The sequence below is a fragment of the Paraburkholderia flava genome (genome assembly GCF_004359985.1).
Taxonomy (GTDB): Bacteria; Pseudomonadota; Gammaproteobacteria; order Burkholderiales; family Burkholderiaceae; genus Paraburkholderia; species Paraburkholderia flava.
The window spans coordinates 221,703-237,871 of the sequence record NZ_SMRO01000003.1 but is presented as its reverse complement, the minus strand read 5'-3'; the positions used below and the strand labels follow the sequence as shown (position 1 = coordinate 237,871).

The 16,169-nt window shown below is 62.7% G+C and carries 13 protein-coding genes; 12 read left to right on the top strand and 1 reads right to left on the bottom strand.

Going from position 1 to position 16,169, the window contains the following annotated elements; translation table 11 throughout:
* Positions 1-68 precede the first annotated feature (68 nt).
* The 9 genes from atpB (at position 69) to E1748_RS23455 (ending at position 9,028) form a co-directional block, all read left to right on the top strand.
* Complete coding sequence (atpB, locus tag E1748_RS23495) at positions 69-920, top strand: F0F1 ATP synthase subunit A (RefSeq protein WP_133649681.1); 852 nt, start codon at positions 69-71, stop codon at positions 918-920.
* Between the two features lie 82 nt (positions 921-1,002).
* Positions 1,003-1,272 carry a F0F1 ATP synthase subunit C gene (gene atpE, locus E1748_RS23490; RefSeq protein WP_007180033.1) on the top strand — a complete coding sequence of 90 codons (270 nt, stop codon included), beginning with the start codon at positions 1,003-1,005 and terminating at the stop codon, positions 1,270-1,272.
* Positions 1,273-1,406: 134 nt separating this feature from the next.
* On the top strand, positions 1,407-1,877 hold the full coding sequence (locus tag E1748_RS23485) for a F0F1 ATP synthase subunit B (RefSeq protein ID WP_133649680.1): 471 nt from the start codon (positions 1,407-1,409) through the stop codon (positions 1,875-1,877).
* Between the two features lie 2 nt (positions 1,878-1,879).
* A complete protein-coding gene (locus tag E1748_RS23480) occupies positions 1,880-2,419 on the top strand; it encodes a F0F1 ATP synthase subunit delta (RefSeq protein WP_133649679.1) in 540 nt (179 codons plus the stop codon).
* 48 nt (positions 2,420-2,467) lie between these two features.
* Positions 2,468-4,009, top strand: a complete 1,542-nt coding sequence (gene atpA, locus E1748_RS23475) for a F0F1 ATP synthase subunit alpha (RefSeq protein WP_133649678.1) — start codon at positions 2,468-2,470, stop codon at positions 4,007-4,009.
* 138 nt (positions 4,010-4,147) lie between these two features.
* Positions 4,148-5,038 carry a F0F1 ATP synthase subunit gamma gene (gene atpG, locus E1748_RS23470; protein WP_133649677.1) on the top strand — a complete coding sequence of 297 codons (891 nt, stop codon included), beginning with the start codon at positions 4,148-4,150 and terminating at the stop codon, positions 5,036-5,038.
* A 92-nt stretch (positions 5,039-5,130) separates the two neighbouring features.
* Positions 5,131-6,525, top strand: coding sequence for a F0F1 ATP synthase subunit beta (gene atpD, locus E1748_RS23465; RefSeq protein ID WP_133649676.1), 1,395 nt, complete (start codon positions 5,131-5,133; stop codon positions 6,523-6,525).
* Positions 6,526-6,679: 154 nt separating this feature from the next.
* Complete coding sequence (locus E1748_RS23460; protein ID WP_087738538.1) at positions 6,680-7,105, top strand: F0F1 ATP synthase subunit epsilon; 426 nt, start codon at positions 6,680-6,682, stop codon at positions 7,103-7,105.
* A gap of 192 nt (positions 7,106-7,297) precedes the next feature.
* The gene (locus E1748_RS23455) at positions 7,298-9,028 is read left to right on the top strand and encodes an AMP-binding protein (protein WP_133649675.1); all 1,731 of its coding nucleotides are present in this window, start codon (positions 7,298-7,300) and stop codon (positions 9,026-9,028) included.
* 757 nt (positions 9,029-9,785) lie between these two features.
* On the opposite strand, the gene E1748_RS23450 is transcribed toward E1748_RS23455, so the two are convergent.
* Positions 9,786-10,562 (bottom strand): transporter substrate-binding domain-containing protein, encoded by a 777-nt coding sequence (locus tag E1748_RS23450; protein ID WP_133649674.1) that lies wholly within the window; start codon positions 10,560-10,562, stop codon positions 9,786-9,788.
* Between the two features lie 190 nt (positions 10,563-10,752).
* Between E1748_RS23450 and hemE the strand changes: the two genes are divergently transcribed.
* The 3 genes from hemE to E1748_RS23430 all read left to right on the top strand — a co-directional run bounded on the left by hemE (position 10,753) and on the right by E1748_RS23430 (position 16,165).
* A complete protein-coding gene (hemE, locus tag E1748_RS23445) occupies positions 10,753-11,844 on the top strand; it encodes a uroporphyrinogen decarboxylase (RefSeq protein WP_133649673.1) in 1,092 nt (363 codons plus the stop codon).
* Between the two features lie 466 nt (positions 11,845-12,310).
* Entirely contained in the window at positions 12,311-14,560 is a 2,250-nt protein-coding gene (locus tag E1748_RS23435; protein ID WP_133650497.1) for a primosomal protein N', read from the top strand.
* Between the two features lie 183 nt (positions 14,561-14,743).
* Entirely contained in the window at positions 14,744-16,165 is a 1,422-nt protein-coding gene (locus tag E1748_RS23430) for a YeiH family protein (protein ID WP_133649671.1), read from the top strand.
* Positions 16,166-16,169: the final 4 nt, after the last annotated feature.

Genomic DNA, 16,169 nt, shown 5'->3' with positions numbered 1-16,169 from the left:
TTCCGGCAGCGCCAATTGCGCCCGGAACGGCCAGCAACGATTTTCGACAATTTGGGTGCATTAACGATATGGCAGCTAGCGAAGGAACGCGCGCTCTGGATCCGTCCGAGTACATCGCGCACCACTTGCAGAATTTTTCCACCTCGCACCAGACGTCGATCATCGACTTTCACGTCTGGAATCTGGATACGCTGTTCTGGTCGATCCTGTGCGGGCTCGTTACCATCCTGATCCTGTTCGTCGCTGCCCGTAAGGCGACCCCCGGCGTGCCGGGGCGTTTCCAGTGCGCGATCGAAATGCTCGTCGAACTCGTCGAAGACCAGTCGAAATCCATCATCCACGGCAATCGCACGTTCATCGCTCCGCTCGCGCTGTTCGTGTTCGTGTGGGTCGCGCTGATGAACTCGCTCGACTTCATCCCCGTCGATCTCCCCGGCCGCGTGATCGGCTGGCTCGGTCTGTCGGAAGCCATTCCCCATCATCGCATCGTCCCGACCGCCGACCTGAATGGTACGTTCGGCATCGCGCTCGGCGTCTTCGTGTTGATGATCTATTACAACTTCAAGATCAAGGGCGCAGGTGGCTTCGTGCACGAGCTGCTGTCCGCTCCGTTCGGCGCGCATCCGGTGTTGTGGATCCCGAACCTGGCACTGAACATCATCGAGTTCGTCGCGAAGACGGTTTCACTCGCCCTGCGGCTCTTCGGCAACATGTACGCGGGCGAACTGCTGTTCCTGCTGATTGCGTTGCTCGGCGGCCTGTGGAACTTCGGCGCGGACACGACGGTGCTTGGCTTCCTCGGCCATGTGATCGCCGGCACCGTGTGGTCGATTTTCCACATCCTGATCGTGCTGCTGCAGGCGTTCATTTTCATGATGCTGACGCTGGTGTACATCGGCCAGGCACACGACACCCACTAACAGTGGACTGTCCGTAAAGAATCAAAATCGTTTTAGTTTTTTAAATCCCAGTTCCAAAAAGACTTTTCACAAAGGAGTGATCATGCAAGCTTTCATCGCCAACATCCAGGGTCTGACCGCCATCGGTATCGGCATCATCATCGGCCTGGGTGCAATCGGCGCCTGTATCGGTATCGGCCTGATGGGCGGCAAGTACATCGAAGCATGTGCGCGCCAGCCGGAACTGATGAACCCGCTGCAAACCAAGATGTTCCTGCTGGCTGGTCTGATCGATGCGGCGTTCCTGATTGGCGTTGGTGTGGCAATGCTGTTCGCGTTCGCGAACCCGCTGCTGTCGAAGCTGGCAGGCTGAGGTTCCTCGGAAGTATGCGTCCGGTCGCGAGACGGGACGCAGGGCGGAACGGGCACTTAGGCGCTGATCGAGCAATGAATCGATGAGCGCCTTGCCGTTTCACTTTCCGAACTAGCAACGTTTAAGGAAACACCGTGAATCTCAACGCAACCCTGATTGCGCAAATGGTCGTGTTCCTGATCCTCGCGTGGTTCACGATGAAGTTCGTGTGGCCGCCGTTGGTCAATGCGCTCGACGAACGCTCGAAGAAGATCGCCGATGGTCTGTCGGCGGCTGAAAAGGGCAAGGCGGAACTCGTCGCCGCTCACAAGCGCGTCGACCAGGAACTCGCGCAGGCGCGCAACGACGGCCAGCAGCGTATCGCTGATGCCGAGAAGCGTGCAGTGACGGTCGCCGACGAAATCAAGGCCCAGGCGCATGCCGAAGCCACCCGCATCGTCGCGCAGGCGAAGGCCGATGCCGAGCAGCAAGTCGTGAAGGCACGCGAAGCGCTGCGCGGCGAAGTCGCCGCGCTCGCGGTGAAGGGTGCCGAGCAGATCCTGAAGCGCGAAGTCGACCAGTCGGCGCATGCCGAACTGCTGAATCAACTGAAAGCCGAGCTCTGATCATGGCCGAACTTGCAACCATCGCCCGTCCGTACGCAGAAGCGCTGTTTGGCGTGGCCGAAGCTGGTGACATCGCCGCCTGGTCCACGCTCGTGCAGGAGCTGGCACAGGTTGCGCGTCTGCCGGAAGTGCTGTCGGTCGCCACGAGCCCGAAAGTGAGCCGGACGCAGGTCAGCGATCTGCTGCTGGCCGCGGTCCAGTCGCCGCTCAAGGACAACGCGCAGGCGAAGAATCTGGTGCAGATGCTGGTCGACAATCATCGCCTGCAACTGCTGCCCGAGATCGCCACGCAGTTCGAAGCGTTGAAGAACGCCCGCGAAGGCGCCGCCGACGCAACGATCGTCAGCGCGTTCCCGCTGGAAGGCGCACAGTTGAACGATCTCGTCGCGAATCTCGAACGCCGTTTTCAACGCAAGCTGAAGCCCGTCGTCGAAGTCGATCCGTCGCTGATCGGCGGCGTACGCGTGACGGTCGGCGACGAAGTGCTCGATGCCTCGGTCCGCGCGCGGCTCGCCAACATGCAGACGGCGTTGACCGTCTGATGCACCTGGCGGCTGACACGCAACAGAATTGACTATCAGGAGCGAATAATGCAACTCAATCCCTCTGAGATCAGCGAGCTGATCAAGAGCCGGATCCAGGGCCTCGAAGCGAACGCAGACGTTCGCAATCAGGGCACCGTGATCTCCGTGACCGACGGTATCGTGCGTATCCACGGCCTGTCGGAAGTGATGCAGGGCGAAATGCTCGAATTCCCGGGCAACACGTTCGGCCTCGCGTTGAACCTCGAGCGCGACTCGGTCGGCGCCGTGATTCTGGGCGAGTACGAACACATCTCCGAAGGCGACGTCGTCAAGACGACGGGCCGCATTCTGGAAGTGCCGGTGGGTCCGCAACTGCTCGGCCGTGTGGTCGATGCACTCGGCAACCCGATCGACGGCAAAGGCCCGATCAACGCGAAGAAGACCGACGCAATCGAAAAGATCGCGCCGGGCGTGATCTGGCGTAAGTCGGTTTCGGAACCGGTCCAGACCGGTCTGAAGTCGATCGACGCGATGGTGCCGGTTGGCCGTGGCCAGCGCGAGCTGATCATCGGCGATCGTCAGTGCGGCAAGACCGCAGTCGCAGTCGACGCGATCATCAACCAGAAGGGCAAGAACCTCTTCTGTATCTACGTTGCGATCGGCCAGAAGGCTTCGTCGATCATGAACGTGGTGCGCAAGCTCGAAGAAACCGGCGCGCTCGAATACACGATCGTCGTCGCCGCTTCGGCTTCGGAATCGGCTGCGATGCAGTACCTCGCACCGTACGCCGGCTGCACGATGGGCGAATACTTCCGTGACCGCGGCCAGGACGCGCTGATCGTCTATGACGATTTGACCAAGCAAGCGTGGGCATACCGTCAGATCTCGCTGCTGCTGCGCCGCCCGCCGGGTCGCGAAGCGTATCCGGGCGACGTGTTCTATCTGCACTCGCGTCTGCTGGAACGTGCGGCTCGCGTGTCGGAAGACTACGTCGAGAAGTTCACGAACGGCGAAGTGAAGGGCAAGAGCGGTTCGCTGACGGCACTGCCGGTCATCGAAACGCAAGCCGGCGACGTGACCGCGTTCGTTCCGACGAACGTGATCTCGATTACCGACGGCCAGATCTTCCTGGAAACCGACCTGTTCAACGCGGGTATCCGCCCGGCTATCAACGCCGGCGTGTCGGTATCGCGTGTGGGCGGCGCTGCTCAGACGAAGGTCGTGAAGAAGCTGTCGGGCGGTATCCGTACCGACCTCGCGCAGTATCGTGAGCTGGCTGCGTTCGCGCAGTTCGCATCGGACCTCGACGAAGCCACCCGCAAGCAACTCGAGCGCGGCCGTCGCGTGACCGAACTGCTGAAGCAGCCGCAGTATCAGCCGCTGCAGGTGTGGGAGCTGGCTATCTCGCTGTTCGCCGCGAACAACGGCTACCTCGACGATCTGGAAGTCTCGCAAGTGCTGCCGTTCGAAAAGGGCCTGCGCGAATTCCTGAAGACGAGCCACGCTGACCTGATCAAGCGCATCGAAGATACCAAGGAACTCTCGAAGGACGACGAAGGCCTGCTGCACACGGCTCTCAAAGACTTCAAGAAGTCTGGCGCTTATTGATCCGCGAGTGATCCGCAAGGCTTGAACGGACCTTGAAGCGGCGCGGGCCGCGTGTGAATGTCCCGCGTCGCTTCGATCGCTTTGCATGGGCCCCGGGTAATCGCTCAAGCGCTCGCTCGGGCCGACAAGGAGTAAGCAATGGCTGGAATGAAGGAAATTCGCGGCAAGATCAAGAGCGTGCAAAACACGCGCAAGATCACGAAAGCGATGGAGATGGTGGCCGCATCGAAGATGCGCCGCGCTCAGGAGCGCATGCGCGCTGCTCGCCCGTACGCCGACAAGGTCCGCGATATCGCCGCGCACATGAGCCGTGCGAACCCGGAGTACCGTCACCCGTTCATGGTGACGAACGAAGGCGCGAAGACGGCCGGCATCATCCTCGTGACGACCGACAAGGGTCTGTGCGGCGGGATGAACACGAACGTGCTGCGTGCTTCGCTGCAGAAGTTCAAGGAGCTGGAAGGTGAAGGCAAGACCATCGAAGCGACGGCAATCGGTAGCAAGGGCCTCGGGTTCCTGAACCGTCTGCGTGCAAAGGTGGTGTCGAACGTCGTGCATCTGGGCGACACGCCGCACCTCGAGAAGCTGATCGGCGCGGTGAAGGTTCAGCTCGACATGTACTCGGAAGGCAAGATCTCCGCGGTGTACCTGGCGTACACGCGCTTCGTCAATACGATGAAGCAGGAGCCGGTGATCGAGCAGCTGCTGCCGCTGTCGGCGGAACAGTTCGAAAGCAAGGCCGAGGACGGCAAGAGCGAGACGCCGAGCACGTCGTGGGATTACATCTACGAGCCGGATGCGCAAACGGTCGTCGACGAGTTGCTGGTCCGCTATGTCGAAGCGCTGGTCTATCAGGCCGTCGCGGAAAACATGGCGTCGGAGCAGTCGGCCCGGATGGTTGCGATGAAGGCGGCGTCCGACAACGCGAAGACGGTCATCAACGAACTGCAGCTCGTGTACAACAAGAGCCGCCAGGCCGCGATCACGAAGGAACTGTCGGAAATCGTCGGCGGCGCTGCGGCGGTCTGAGGACCGCATGCAAGCGAATCGGCGAGCCGCATTGAACGTCCCGGAACTGCGCCTTTGCGCGAGTGAAGAATCAGGTATCTAAAGGAAAAGCGATGAGTACTACTGCTTTGGTAGAAGGCAAGATCGTACAGTGCATCGGCGCGGTGATCGACGTGGAATTCCCGCGTGAACACATGCCGAAGATTTACGACGCTCTTATTCTCGACGGGTCGGAGCTGACCCTCGAAGTTCAGCAACAGCTGGGCGACGGCGTTGTGCGGACCATCTGTCTGGGTGCATCGGACGGGCTGCGTCGCGGCACGGTCGTGAAGAACTCGGGCAAGCCGATCAGCGTGCCGGTCGGCAAGCCGACCCTCGGCCGGATCATGGACGTGCTGGGTCGTCCGATCGACGAAGCCGGTCCGATCTCGAGCGAAACAACCCGCTCGATTCACCAGAAGGCACCGGCGTTCGACGAACTGTCGCCGTCGACCGAACTGCTCGAAACCGGCATCAAGGTTATCGATCTGATCTGCCCGTTCGCGAAGGGCGGCAAGGTCGGTCTGTTCGGCGGTGCGGGCGTGGGCAAGACCGTCAACATGATGGAACTGATCAACAACATCGCGAAGGAGCACGGTGGTTACTCCGTGTTCGCCGGTGTGGGCGAGCGTACCCGCGAAGGGAACGACTTCTATCATGAAATGAAGGACTCGAACGTTCTCGACAAGGTCGCGCTGGTTTACGGCCAGATGAACGAGCCGCCGGGCAACCGTCTGCGCGTGGCGCTGACGGGCCTGACGATGGCCGAGCACTTCCGTGACGAAGGTCTCGACGTGCTGTTCTTCGTCGACAACATCTACCGTTTCACGCTGGCCGGTACCGAAGTGTCGGCACTGCTCGGTCGTATGCCGTCGGCAGTGGGCTATCAGCCGACGCTGGCTGAAGAAATGGGCAAGCTGCAAGAGCGTATTACGTCGACCAAGACTGGCTCGATCACGTCGGTGCAGGCCGTGTACGTCCCTGCGGATGACTTGACCGACCCGTCCCCGGCAACGACCTTCGGCCACCTGGACGCAACCGTCGTGCTGTCGCGTGACATCGCGTCGCTGGGTATCTACCCGGCAGTGGACCCGCTCGATTCGACCTCGCGTCAGATCGACCCGAACGTGATCGGCGAAGAGCACTACTCGATCACGCGTGGCGTGCAGCAAACGCTGCAGCGCTACAAGGAACTGCGCGACATCATCGCGATTCTGGGCATGGACGAACTGGCGCCGGAAGACAAGCTCGCCGTCGCGCGCGCTCGTAAGATCCAGCGTTTCCTGTCGCAGCCGTTCCACGTCGCTGAAGTGTTCACGGGTTCGCCGGGCAAGTACGTGCCGCTGAAGGAAACGATCCGCGGCTTCAAGATGATCGTCGAAGGCGAGTGCGACCACCTGCCGGAACAGGCGTTCTACATGGTCGGCACGATCGACGAAGCCTTCGAAAAGGCTAAGAAGATCCAGTAAAGGCGGGGTGTAACGCAGCGGGCGCCGGCCTCGCGCGAGTCGCACGATCGATGTGCGGCCGTCATGCCGGCGCCGATGTACTACGCTCAACCGGCCTGCAAAGGACGAGCGTCAGCGCGAAAGTGCTAACGTTCGTCGATAGGAGTCGACATAAATGGCAACCATCAAGGTAGACGTCGTCAGCGCGGAAGAGCAGATCTTCTCGGGCCAGGCGAAATTCGTCGCGCTCCCGGGCGAAGCGGGCGAGCTCGGCATTCTGCCGGGCCACACGCCGCTCATCACGCGGATTCGTCCGGGTGCGGTGCGCATCGAAGCGGAGAACGGCGAAGAAGAGTTCGTGTTCGTCGCCGGCGGCATTCTCGAAGTGCAGCCGGGCGCAGTGACGGTTCTGGCCGACACGGCGATCCGCGGCAAGGATCTGGACGAGGCGAAAGCCGAGCAGGCACGCAAGCGCGCAGAAGAGGCGCTGCAGAACACCGGCTCGAACCTCGAATACGCGACCGCTCAGGCGGAACTCGCGTACGCGACGGCTCAGCTCGCTGCGATCCAGCGCCTGCGCAAACTGCGCGGTCAGCACTGACGCGTAGGCGTCGAAAAGAAGCAGCCCGTGTGGCTGCTTTTTTTTCGCACGCTACTTAACGTTTACGGAAAGGTCACTGCTGCGGGTAACACTTGATGCCGCCGGGCCCGCGTGCGGTGGCAGAATCGGTTTCAAAATCATTTCAATAAAAGCTCGTCCAATCGAGAGCGGTTCCTCTCACGGAGACACACCATGGCAACGCAGGTCGCAGGTGACGGCGCATTGATCGAACCGAAGGACGGGCTGTCCTATGTGCGCGGCTCGACGGACATTCCGCTCAGTGACGCGACGATCGGGCGCTTCCTGCTCGATACCGCGACGCGTTTCGCCGACCGGCCCGCCGTGATGTTTCGCGAGCAGCGCATCCGCTGGACGTGGCGCGAGTTCTCACAGGAAGTCGACGTGCTCGCGGCCGGCTTGCTCGCGCTGGGTATCGATAAGGGCGATCGCGTGGGGATCTGGTCGCCGAACCGTGTCGAATGGCTGCTCACGCAATTCGCGACCGCGCGCATCGGCGCGGTGCTCGTGAACATCAATCCGGCTTACCGGCTAGCCGAACTCGAATACGCGTTGAACAAGGTCGGCTGCAAGGCGATCGTCGCAGCGGAGCGGTTCAAGTCGTCGATGTATCTCGAGATGCTGCAGGAACTCGCGCCCGAACTCGCGACGGCTACGCCCGGCGATCTGCACGCGGCGCGGCTGCCGGATCTGCGGATGGTGATCCGTCTGTGCGATACCGACACGCCGGGCATGCTCAGTTTTTCCGAAGTGATCGAGCAGGGTCGCGCGACGCTCGATACCGTACGACTCGACGCAATCGGCGCGACGCTCGCGGCCGACGATCCGATCAACATCCAGTTCACCAGCGGCACGACCGGCAATCCGAAGGGCGCGACGCTCACGCATCGCAACGTCGTCAACAACGCGCGCTACATCGCGCTGGCGATGAGCCTCACCGAAGAGGACGGGCTGTGCATTCCGGTGCCGCTGTATCACTGCTTCGGGATGGTGCTCGCGGTGCTTGCGTGCGTGTCGGTCGGCGCGAACATGGTCTTTCCCGGCGAAGCATTCGATCCGGTCGCCACGCTCGCAGCGGTATCGGAAGAGCAATGCACCGCACTCCACGGCGTACCGACGATGTTCATCGCCGAACTCGATCACCCCGACTTCCCGACGTTCGATCTGTCGCGCCTGCGCACCGGCATCATGGCGGGCTCGCCGTGTCCGATCGAGACGATGAAGCGCGTCGTATCGAAGATGCATCTGAGCGAGATCACGATCGCGTACGGGATGACGGAGACGAGTCCGGTGTCGTTCCAGAGTTCGACGACCGATCCGCTCGACAAACGCACGACGACAGTCGGCCAGATCCAGCCGCATCTCGAAGTGAAGCTCATCGATGCGCTCGGCAACATCGTGCCGGTCGGCGAAACCGGAGAGCTTTGCACGAAGGGTTACTCGGTGATGCAAGGCTACTGGGGCGATGAAGCGAAGACGCACGAGAGCATCGTCGACGGCTGGATGCATACCGGCGACCTCGCGACGATCGATGCGGAAGGCTACTGCAACATCGTGGGCCGTCTGAAGGACATGCTGATACGCGGCGGCGAGAACATCTATCCGCGCGAGATCGAAGAGTTTCTGTTCCGCCATCCGAAGATCCAGAGCGTGCAGGTGTTCGGTGTGCCCGACTCGAAGTACGGCGAGGAAGTGTGCGCGTGGGTCGTGCTGCGTCCCGGCGAACAGACGACGGCGGAAGAAGTGCAGGAGTTTTGTCGCGGGCAGATTGCGCACTACAAGGTGCCGAAGTACATCCGCTTTGTCGACGAGCTACCGATGACCGTGACCGGCAAGGTGCAGAAGTTCGTGATGCGTGAGCGGATGATCCGCGAGCTGCATCTGGACGAAGGCAAGACAGCGTGAAGGTAGCGGGACTTCTGCGGGGTTTTCTGCGCGGAGCTGCGCGGGAGAGGACCGTCTGCGAGAAGGAACACAACGCTTCGCAAACGTTTGGCAAGACGAAAAAAAAGCGGGCCTGGAGCCCGCTAAAAACCACACGCTACGGGGTTAGCGCGAGGAGACCAATGGAGGAACCGGGTACGACGATGGATTCGTCGACCACGGGTCCAGCAGGGATGCCCCTTCGCAGGGCTTCGGCATACGCCGACCGGCAAGTGCTCGATGTCCGCTCACACTTTGCACCCAGCCACATCCGTGTTGGAACCGTTGAAGGGCATTGTGGGCGAATAATTCTAGGAGCGCGGTAACAAAGTGTTTCAGGTTGTAACGCCCGCCAGATAAGGCTCCCCGGGATTTTTTGCCATCCTGAACAGTTTAAAACGTCATTTTTACCTGAGCTTTCGGGGCGCAATGAAACCGGCCCGCCGATGCCATTCGCGAGGCATAGCGCGGCGTGTTTTTGGGTGTCTTTGGCGGCTAAAAACGATGCTCGAAAGAGGCGGCGTGCTTCGAACCGGTTAGTGCGCCACGCTCCGGTTTCGACCCGAGCGAAACAAAGAGAACGATGGTGCGATGCGTTTTCGATGGGTTCGATCGAAGGTAAGTCTGGAACGCGTCGCCTTGCGTTTTTAGGCGTCCGCTTAAAGAGCGGTTGGTCGACGCGCTGCACACGATAGATCGCATTCGACAACGGCCGACCAAGGCCGGCCGTCGATCCGCTTCACTTCAACCATTTGTCCGAGATCGACTGATACTCGCCCGATTCCCGAGCGAGATGCAGCCATTGATCGACATACTGCTGGAAGACCACGTCGCCGCGCGGCAGGAGCCACGCCTTCTCGCCATACTGGAACGGCTTGTCCGGATGAACCGAACATAGTCCCGGATTCAGCTTTTGCTGGAGCAGTGTCTCCGATGCGTCGGTGACCATGACGTCGGCTTTGCCGGCGAGGATCTGCTTGAAGATCGTCACGTTGTCCGGATACACGGTCAGCGTCGCGTGCGGGAAAAACTGCTTCGCGAACCGCTCGTTGGTGCCGCCCGGATTGAAGATCACGCGCGTCGAAGGCTGGTCGATCTGCGCGACCGTCTGGTACTTCGCGACATCGTCGCAGCGCACGATCGGCGTCTTGCCGTCGACCTGATACGCGTCCGTGAAAAACGCGCGCCGCTGCCGGTCGAGCGTCGTCGATACGCCGCCCACCGCGACGTCGCACTTCGCGATGAAGTCGTTCATCAAATTCGACCACGATGTCTTCACGAACTCCGCTTTCACGCCGAGCGATTTCGCGAGCGACTCGGTCATGTCGATATCGATGCCTTCAAACTTCCCGTCCGCGCGATAGTACGAATAAGGCTTGTAGTCGCCGGTCGTGCAGGCGCGCAGCGTACCGCGTGCGAGTACGTCGTCGAGTCGCGACGTCGGTGCGGATTGCGCGCAGACCGCCGACGCACACAGCAAACCGCCGAGCGCGACGAGTGCAAAGCTTTTTTTCATTGTGTCTCCTCTCTGTGCAGTCCCAAACCGCAGTCCCAAACCAGCGGCCGATCATAGCCCGGCAAATTACCGCTGAATATCAGCGTTACCGCGACGTCCCCCGCATATTCAAAGACCGATGCAGTACATCCAACGCGATGCGCGCGTCCGCGTCCGGTAAAATGCCCCTTTGTCTTTCGTCGCACGCAACGTGGCCCATCCTCTTCTGAACGACACTTTCCTGCGCGCGTTGCTGCGCGAGCCGACCGACTACACGCCGATCTGGCTGATGCGCCAGGCCGGTCGCTATCTGCCGGAATACAACGCGACGCGCAGTCGCGCGGGCAGCTTCCTCGGCCTCGCGAAGAATCCGGCGTACGCGACCGAAGTCACGCTGCAGCCGCTCGAGCGTTATCCGCTCGACGCCGCGATCCTGTTCTCCGACATCCTCACCATTCCCGACGCGATGGGCCTCGGCCTCGATTTCGCGGCCGGCGAAGGGCCGCGCTTCGCGCGCCCGGTGCGCACCGAAGAGGACGTCGCGCGCCTCGCCGTGCCGGACATCGACGCGACGCTGCGCTATGTCACCGATGCGGTCTCCGAGATCCGCCGCGCGCTGGTCGACGCGCAAGGTCGTCAGAGCGTGCCGCTGATCGGCTTCTCCGGCAGCCCGTGGACGCTCGCGTGCTACATGGTCGAAGGCAGCGGCTCGGACGATTTCCGCACCGTGAAGTCGATGCTGTACAGCCGACCGGACCTGATGCATCGCATCCTCGACATCAACGCGCGATCCGTTGCCGCGTACCTGAACGCGCAGATCGAAGCGGGCGCGCAGGCGGTGATGATTTTCGATACGTGGGGCGGCGCGCTCGCGGACGGCATCTATCAACGCTTCTCGCTGCACTACATCGCCCAGGTGGTCAGCCAGCTGACGCGTGAGCACGAAGGTCGTCGCGTGCCGGTGATCACGTTCACGAAGGGCGGCGGTCTGTGGCTCGACGAGATCGCGGATATCGGCGTCGATGCCGTCGGGCTCGACTGGACGGTCAATCTGTCGAAGGCCCGCGAACGGGTCGGCGCGAAAGTCGCGCTTCAAGGCAACATCGATCCGTCGGTGCTGTTCGCGCCGCCGGACGCGATCCGCACGGAAGCGCGCGCCGTACTCGACAGCTTCGGCAATCACCCCGGCCACGTCTTCAATCTCGGCCACGGCATCTCGCAGTTCACGCCGCCGGAGCATGTCGCCGAACTGGTCGACGAAGTGCACCGGCATAGTCGCGCGATGCGGGCGGGTGGAGTTTGAGCGTCGCCGGGTAGTCTTTAGCGGCGCAACGTTTTTGCTGCACTGCGATGACGCGGGCTCTCACCCTAAGGGGAAAAGGGCCGCAGAAGGGCCACCGGTCGGGCGCTCGCCGTTGTCAAGACTTGACTTATGCACATTTCTCTCGTTGCGGCGCGGTAGAAGGTTTCGTCGCTCGACAAGTGTCGCAAGTTATGTGCGCACCCGGCTCTGGCCTTGACTGGCAAGGGTTTGACGGATGCGGGCCGAAGTGTGCGAAACCCCACGAAAGGCCAGCTGGACGCGGTTTTCCGGGCATCGACGCGAAGTTCTCAACAAAGTTATCCACAGGCCGCCGGGGTGGACCGCAATTGTTCAGCCGAATCCAAAACTTAGCGTCGAAAGTGATGTTTTACTTTAACTTCGACCGGCGCCCCGCAGGTTGGCCGGGATCGACGGCCGTCCTTTGCCCTTCAATACCGGTCCGCGCGTGACGTCGACGTTCGTCCGCGTCGCGCTGGACCATCCGCTGCCGACGCTCTTCGACTACCGCTGCGACGTGTCGCTCGCGCCTGTGCCCGGCATGCTCGTCGAGGTGCCGTTCGGCAAGCGTCGGGTGACGGGTCTCGTTTGCGAAGTGACCACTGACACCGACGTACCCGCAGACCGTCTGCGCGACGTCGCAGCGCTGTGCACCGCGTGTCCTCCGCTGTCGGCGGACTGGCTCGCGCTGGCTGTTTTCGCCGCCGATTACTACCAGCGCGGCCTCGGCGAAGTCGCGTTGCCGGCGCTGCCGCAGGCGCTTCGCGACGCGTCGCGCTGGGCGCGTCTGCTTGCACCCGACGAGCGTTATCGTCTGCTGCCGGCTGGCCGACTGGCGCTGCCGGACGCGCTGGCGCCGCGCGCGATCGCGCTGCGACGACTCGCGGCGGCACTCGCAGAAGCCGAGTCGTTGTCCGCCGCCGATGCCCGCGCATTGCACCCGAAGGCGATCGCCACCCTCGACGCATGGCGCACTGAAGGCTGGGTCGCACTCGACGTGGTCGATGCGGCCGCGGGCCTCGCCGCTGCATCGACGACTTCCCTTCGCCAGCCTCCCGCACTCCCCACGCTCACCGACGAACAGACCACTGCCGTCGAAGCGATCCGTGGCGCTGAAGGCTTCGCGCCATTCCTGCTGCACGGCGTAACGGGCAGCGGCAAGACCGAGGTGTACCTGCGCGTGCTGACCGATTTGCTGACGACGCGCCCCGACGCGCAGGCGCTCGTGCTGGTGCCCGAAATCAATCTCACGCCGCAGTTCGAAGCCGCGTTCCGCGCGCGCTTCGCGACGCTCGCCGACACCGCGATCGTCACGTTGCACAGCGGCCTCGCTGAAGGCGAGCGCGCGCGCAACTGGCTCGCCGCGCACACGGGCCATGCGCGCATCGTGCTCGGCACGCGGCTCGCGGTCCTCGCATCTCTGCCGACGCTCGCGATGATCGTCGTCGACGAGGAACACGATCCCGCGTACAAGCAGCAGGAAGGCCTGCGCTACTCGGCGCGCGATCTCGCCGTGTGGCGCGCGAAGCAGCTCGACGTGCCGGTGCTGCTCGGCTCGGCGACGCCGTCGCTCGAAAGCTGGTGGCAGGCGGATCAGGGACGCTATCGACGGCTCACGCTGTCGCGTCGCGCCGTGGCCGATGCGGTGCTGCCCACTGTGCGATTGATCGATCTCGAAGACGAACGGCGGCGCGGCCGCGCATCGGTCGATGGATTGTCGGGGCCGTTGCTCGCCGCGCTGAAAACGCGCGTCGAGCGTGGCGAGCAAAGCCTCGTGTTCCTGAACCGGCGTGGTTATGCGCCGGTGCTGTCGTGCGACGCATGCGGTTGGGTTGCCGGTTGCCCTCGTTGCAGCGCGTACGTCGTGCTGCACAAACCCGAACGCGCGATGCGTTGCCATCACTGCGGCTGGGAGTCGCGGATTCCACGGTCATGTCCCGATTGCGGCAACGTCGACATCGCGCCGCTCGGACGCGGCACGCAACGCGTCGAGGAAACGCTCGCGACGGCGGTGCCGGGCGCGCGCGTGCTGCGTATCGACGCGGACAGCACACGCCGCAAAGGCAGCGCGCAGGCGCTGTTCTCCGACGTGCACGCGGGCGAAGTCGACATCCTCGTCGGCACGCAGATGATCGCGAAGGGTCACGATTTTCAGCGTGTATCGCTGGTCGGTGTGCTGAACGCCGACACCGCGCTGTTCTCACACGACTTCCGCGCAAGCGAACGGCTCTTCGCGCAGCTGATGCAGGTGAGCGGCCGGGCTGGCCGTTCCGGGCTGCCGGGTGAAGTGCTCGTGCAGACGCGCTATCCGCGTCACGCGCTGTATCACGCGCTGTCGCGGCACGATTACATCGGCTTCGCCAATGCGACGCTCGCCGAGCGTCGCGATGCGCATCTGCCGCCATTCGTCTACCAGGCGTTGTTGCGTGCGGAGGGTCGCACGCTCGACGCGGCGCTCTCGTTTCTGCAACAAGCCGCCGCCGCGTTAGCCGCGATTCCGACCGCGTCGCGTATCACCGTCTACGACGCGGTGCCGCTGACCATCGTCAAGGTGATGCACGTGCATCGCGCGCAGCTGCTGATCGAGAGCGCATCGCGTGGCGCACTGCAGGCCACATTGCACGCGTGGCAACCCGAGCTGCGCGCGCTCAAGGGCGTGCTGCGCTGGAATCTCGAAGTCGATCCGCTCGACATCTGACGCGCGCCCGCATTCCTGGCCGCTAATCCCTTCCCGTCATATTCATAGAGCGAAAGGTCGTTTCGCTTTCGGCAGCCGCTCAACTATATTTCGCCGAATCGGCACGGTTTCCGCTGCACATCCAACAACAATCGACCTCCAGTCGACCGCGCCGGTCTGTTCAATCTTGCCGGGGCATTCACGATGAGCGACACGAACCACAGCCTGCCGACACACGCGCAGCCCGCCGCACAACCGGCGCGCACCGAACGTACAACCGGTGGCCTCTTCTCGACCGAAGACTGGTGGGCCGTGTGGATCGGCCTGCTGACGATCGTCATCGCGTGGGCGCTGTTCGCGTCGGGCAGCAGCATCAAGTGGCTGGCGGTTGCGCCGGCCAAATGGTCGGACGCAGGCATCGCCGCTCGGGACTTCGCGAAACATCTGCCGAATTACGCGGCGCTGTTCGTCGGCTTCGCGGTGCTGTTCGGCGTGAGTCTCGCCGCGCTGAAGCAGCGGCTCACGCACTTCCTGCCGTCATTCCTGATCCTGTTCGTCGTGTCAGTGCTGATCTTCGAACTGGGCGCGTGGGCCAACGCCTCGAAGTACAACCTCGAACCGCCGCTCGTCGCGCTGGCGCTCGGCCTCATCGTGTCGAATCTGTTCACGTTGCCCGAGTGGTTCAAGGCGGGGCTGCGGGTCGAGTTCTACATCAAGGTCGGCATCGTGCTGCTCGGTGCGACGCTGCCGTTCACGCTGCTCGTGTGGGCGGGACCGGTTGCGGTCGGACAGGCGACGATCGTGTCGCTCGTCACGTTCTTCGTGATCTTCACGGTCGGCAAGGCGTTCGGACTGGATCGCCGCTTTGCCGCAGTACTCGGTGTAGGCGGCGCGGTGTGCGGCGTGTCGGCAGCGATCGCGATTGCCGGTGCGGTGCGCGCGAAACGCGAGCAGGCGTCGGTTGCGATCACGCTCGTGATCCTGTGGGCGATCGTGATGATCTTCGTGCTGCCGTTCGCGTCGCGTGCGCTCGGACTGTCGACCGGCGTCGCCGGTGCGTGGATCGGCACGTCGGAATTCGCGGACGCAGCCGGCATCGCCGCCGCGCAGGCCTATGGCGATTTCGCGAAGCACGCGGGCAGCGCGATCGCGGGCTCGCCGGAAGCCTCGCTGCAGGCGTTCACGTTGATGAAGGTCGTGGGCCGCGACATCTGGATCGGCATCTGGGCGTTTGCGCTCGCGATCGTCGCGACGACCCGCTGGGAAAGCGAAGACACCGGCGTGCGCGCGAAGGCCGATGCTCGCGAGATCTGGGCGCGCTTTCCGAAGTTCGTGATCGGTTTCGTGATTGCGTCGGCGCTCGTCACGTGGATCGCGAGCCATTATTCGCTCGCCGACTACCGCAAGGTCGTGACGCCGGAATTCGTCGCACCGATCACGGCGTTGCGCACGTGGGCGTTTATCTTCTGCTTCTTCAGCATCGGCCTGACGACGCGGCTGCGTTCGTTGACCGCAACCGGTGTGAGACCGTTCCTTGCATTCACCGCCGGCGTCGTGGTCAACATCGCGATTGGCTACGCGCTGTCGGCGCATGTGTTCGCGCCGTACTGGAACAGTCTCGGATAAGGCC

Coding starts and splice junctions, on each gene's coding strand:
- atpB (WP_133649681.1), top strand. CDS start 69: ATGGCAGCTAGCGAAGGAACGCGCGCTCTGGATCCGTCCGAGTACATC.
- atpE (WP_007180033.1), top strand. CDS start 1,003: ATGCAAGCTTTCATCGCCAACATCCAGGGTCTGACCGCCATCGGTATC.
- E1748_RS23480 (WP_133649679.1), top strand. CDS start 1,880: ATGGCCGAACTTGCAACCATCGCCCGTCCGTACGCAGAAGCGCTGTTT.
- atpA (WP_133649678.1), top strand. CDS start 2,468: ATGCAACTCAATCCCTCTGAGATCAGCGAGCTGATCAAGAGCCGGATC.
- atpG (WP_133649677.1), top strand. CDS start 4,148: ATGGCTGGAATGAAGGAAATTCGCGGCAAGATCAAGAGCGTGCAAAAC.
- atpD (WP_133649676.1), top strand. CDS start 5,131: ATGAGTACTACTGCTTTGGTAGAAGGCAAGATCGTACAGTGCATCGGC.
- E1748_RS23460 (WP_087738538.1), top strand. CDS start 6,680: ATGGCAACCATCAAGGTAGACGTCGTCAGCGCGGAAGAGCAGATCTTC.
- E1748_RS23455 (WP_133649675.1), top strand. CDS start 7,298: ATGGCAACGCAGGTCGCAGGTGACGGCGCATTGATCGAACCGAAGGAC.
- E1748_RS23450 (WP_133649674.1), bottom strand. CDS start 10,562: ATGAAAAAAAGCTTTGCACTCGTCGCGCTCGGCGGTTTGCTGTGTGCG.
- E1748_RS23430 (WP_133649671.1), top strand. CDS start 14,744: ATGAGCGACACGAACCACAGCCTGCCGACACACGCGCAGCCCGCCGCA.